At 38.8% G+C, this 3,529-nt stretch carries 5 protein-coding genes; all 5 read right to left on the bottom strand.

Going from position 1 to position 3,529, the window contains the following annotated elements; translation table 11 throughout:
- On the bottom strand, positions 1-98 hold a 98-nt coding region (locus PHP06_10880), incomplete at its 3' end, for a GTP-binding protein (GenBank protein MDD3841044.1).
- 20 nt (positions 99-118) lie between these two features.
- Positions 119-2,185 (bottom strand): elongation factor G, encoded by a 2,067-nt coding sequence (gene fusA / locus PHP06_10875; GenBank protein ID MDD3841043.1) that lies wholly within the window; start codon positions 2,183-2,185, stop codon positions 119-121.
- Positions 2,186-2,253: 68 nt separating this feature from the next.
- Positions 2,254-2,724 (bottom strand): 30S ribosomal protein S7, encoded by a 471-nt coding sequence (gene rpsG / locus PHP06_10870; GenBank protein MDD3841042.1) that lies wholly within the window; start codon positions 2,722-2,724, stop codon positions 2,254-2,256.
- A 40-nt stretch (positions 2,725-2,764) separates the two neighbouring features.
- Complete coding sequence (gene rpsL / locus PHP06_10865) at positions 2,765-3,139, bottom strand: 30S ribosomal protein S12 (protein MDD3841041.1); 375 nt, start codon at positions 3,137-3,139, stop codon at positions 2,765-2,767.
- Between the two features lie 27 nt (positions 3,140-3,166).
- A complete protein-coding gene (locus PHP06_10860) occupies positions 3,167-3,415 on the bottom strand; it encodes a ribosomal L7Ae/L30e/S12e/Gadd45 family protein (protein ID MDD3841040.1) in 249 nt (82 codons plus the stop codon).
- Between the last annotated feature and the right edge of the window lie 114 nt (positions 3,416-3,529).

The following is a 3,529-nucleotide window of genomic DNA, read 5'->3' as shown; positions in this document are numbered from 1 at the left end:
GTTATAGCTGCTGTCAATGTTGTCTTTCCATGGTCTACGTGACCTATTGTTCCTATATTTATGTGGGGTTTAGTCCTTACATATTTCTCCTTTGACATTCTGTTCTCCTCCTACCTTTTTATTTGTTGATAATTTCATTAGTTATGTTTTGCGGAACTTTTTCATAGTGTGAAAACTGCATAGTATAAGTCCCACGGCCTTGTGTTCTAGACCTTAAATCTGTTGCATACCCAAACATCTCTGCTAAAGGTACAAAAGCTCTGATTACCTGAGCCCCTGACCTTGACTCCATGCCTTCTATTCTACCTCTTCGTGAATTAATATCACCCATAGTATCACCCATATATTCTTCCGGTATAACAGCTTCTACCTTCATCACAGGTTCAAGCAAAACCGGCTTTGCCTTTCTCATGGCTTCCTTGAAAGCCATCGAACCGGCAACCTTAAATGCCATCTCTGATGAGTCTACCGGGTGATATGAGCCATCATACAAAGTCGCTTTAATATCTATTACTTGATAACCTCCCAATATACCGTTCTCGGTTGCCTGACGAATACCTACATCAACAGCCGGTATATATTCCTTGGGAATTACTCCACCTACTATTTTATTTTCAAACACGTATCCAGAACCTGGCTCCAATGGTTCTAATTCTATATATACGTGGCCATACTGTCCACGGCCACCTGACTGTCTTATAAATTTACCTTCAGATTTCACCGGTACTGTAATTGTTTCTTTATATGCTACCATAGGAGCTCCAACATTAGCCTCTACTTTGAACTCTCTGAGCATCCTGTCTACAATTATTTCAAGATGCAGCTCTCCCATTCCGGATATAATTGTTTGACCGGTCTCTTCATTTGTATATGTCTTAAAAGTAGGATCCTCTTCAGATAATTTAGCAAGAGCTACACTCATCTTTTCTTGCCCTACCTTTGTTTTAGGTTCTATAGCTACTGATATTACCGGCTCCGGAAACTCCATGGATTCTAATATGATAGGATTGTCTTCATCGCATAGAGTGTCCCCTGTTCCTGTTGTTTTCAAACCTACAGCTGCCGCTATATCTCCCGCATACACCTCATCTTTTTCTTCCCTGTGATTTGCATGCATCTGCAATATACGGCCTACTCTTTCTCTTTTTTGCTTTGTGGAATTATATACATAAGAACCGGATTTCATAACACCTGAATAAACTCTAAAAAACGCAAGTTTACCAACATACGGGTCAGTAGCAATTTTAAACGCCAATGCAGAAAATGGCTGGTCATCTGCAGATATCCTCTCTTGTTCTTCTCCAGTATCCGGAACCACTCCTTTTACGTGTGGTATATCAAGTGGAGAAGGCATATAATCTACAATTGCGTCCAGCAAAAACTGCACACCTTTGTTCTTGTAAGCTGTTCCACATAGTACAGGGATCATATCAACTTTTATTGTAGCCTTTCTTATCGCTGATATTATTTCTTCTTCAGTAATTTCTTCCCCTTCCAGATACTTCATCATAAGTTCTTCATCTTGGTCAGCTACAGCTTCTAACAGATTCACCCTATATTCATCAACTAATTCTTTCATGTCTTCAGGGATATCTCTTTGCTCAATATTAACCCCCAAATCATCCAAATAATATACTGCTTTTTGTCGTATCAAGTCTATAATACCAACAAAATTATCCTCTTTACCGATAGGTAATTGCACAGGTATTGCATTTGCTTGCAACCTATCTTTCATCATCTGGACAACATTAAAAAAATCAGCACCCATTATATCCATTTTGTTGACAAATGCCAAACGGGGTACTCTATATTTATCAGCCTGTCTCCACACGGTTTCAGACTGCGGTTCTACTCCGCCTTTCGCACAAAAAACTGCAACTGAACCATCGAGAACTCTTAGGGATCTTTCTACCTCTACAGTGAAATCCACGTGCCCTGGCGTATCTATAATATTAATTCGATGATCTCTCCAGAAAGCAGTAGTGGCAGCTGACGTAATTGTTATTCCCCTTTCCTGTTCCTGATCCATCCAATCCATAGTCGCCTGTCCTTCATGAGTTTCACCCATCTTATGAAGTCTTCCTGTGTAAAATAAAATTCTCTCAGTAGTTGTAGTTTTACCTGCATCTATGTGAGCCATTACTCCTATATTTCTCGTATTTTTTAACTGAATCTGCCTAGGCACAAACATCCTCCTTTCTGCTTAAATGCGCCAACTTAAGTTCTCTTGTATTCAGTATTACATAAATAAAATTACCATCTATAATGTGCAAAAGCTTTGTTTGCCTCTGCCATTTTATGCGTATCTTCTTTCTTTCTCACGCTATTACCGCTATTGTTTGCAGCGTCCATTATTTCAGCAGCAAGTCTTTCTTTCATAGTCTTTTCTCCTCTTTTTCTGCTGAAATTAACCAACCACCTCAATCCAAGAGTTTGCCTTCTTTCAGCTCTTACCTCCATAGGTACCTGATAAGTAGCCCCTCCCACTCTTCTGGCCTTTACTTCCAATACAGGCTTTATATTCTCTAGTGCCTGCTCAAAAACCTCAACTGGATCTTTGCCAGTTTTTTCTTTTATAATATCAAATGCACCATAGCAAATTCTTTGGGCAGTTCCTCTTTTGCCATCGAGCATTACATTATTGATAAGTTTAGTTACGACTTCATTCCCATAGATAGGATCTGGCAACACTTCTCTTTTGGATATATAACCTTTTCTTGGCATCACTTGCCTCCTTTCTACACACTTTGAGCAATTCTATTATTTATTTTTTTGCTCCTTTAGCCCCATATTTGGACCTAGCTTGTTTTCTATCTGCAACACCTGCAGTGTCCAGCGCACCTCTTACTATATGATATCTAACACCAGGAAGGTCTTTGATTCTTCCACCTCTTATCAATACTACAGAGTGCTCCTGCAAATTATGACCTATACCTGGTATATATGCAGTTACTTCCATTCCGTTTGTCAGTCTCACTCTGGCTATCTTTCTCAGTGCAGAGTTTGGCTTCTTGGGTGTTGCAGTTTTTACAGCTGTGCAAACCCCTCTTTTTTGCGGGCATTCTTTTAAAGCAGGTGCATCTGACTTCTGCTCCATACTCTTTCTACCCTTTCTTATCAACTGGTTAATTGTCGGCATATGCGCACCTCCTTCCGGTGGTTAATTTTATTTTAATATAGCTGCTGAAGCAGCGCCTACCTGGATACCACAAATCGAACCCAGTTCCTTCATTGTGTCAACATAAATAATAGGTATAAGCTTTTCATTACATAATTCTGTAAGTTCTCTTATTATATGATTCTCGGCATCCTTGGCAACATACACTTTTTTTACTCTATTCATAACCACTTCTTTTTTAGTTTGTTTAGTTCCAATAATTCTTTTTGATCTAGGAACTTCTTTGATTTCCTTCATATTTATCTTCCTCCTCCATAATGTATATCATCAAAAGAAGATAACAAACACACTAGGATATTTTATCATCATAAAAATTGCCTGTCAACATATTATACCTATTTTTTAATATGC

The sequence above is a fragment of the Clostridia bacterium genome, from assembly GCA_028698525.1.
In the GTDB taxonomy this organism is placed as follows: domain Bacteria; phylum Bacillota; class Clostridia; order JAQVDB01; family JAQVDB01; genus JAQVDB01.
Note: the sequence above shows the minus strand (reverse complement) of the source record. Positions and strands in the feature narration are given on the sequence as shown.

Bases quoted from the DNA above. Each gene is read 5' to 3' on its own strand.
- rpsG (MDD3841042.1), bottom strand. From the start codon at position 2,724: ATGCCAAGAAAAGGTTATATATCCAAAAGAGAAGTGTTGCCAGATCCT.
- rpsL (MDD3841041.1), bottom strand. From the start codon at position 3,139: ATGCCGACAATTAACCAGTTGATAAGAAAGGGTAGAAAGAGTATGGAG.
- PHP06_10860 (MDD3841040.1), bottom strand. From the start codon at position 3,415: ATGAAGGAAATCAAAGAAGTTCCTAGATCAAAAAGAATTATTGGAACT.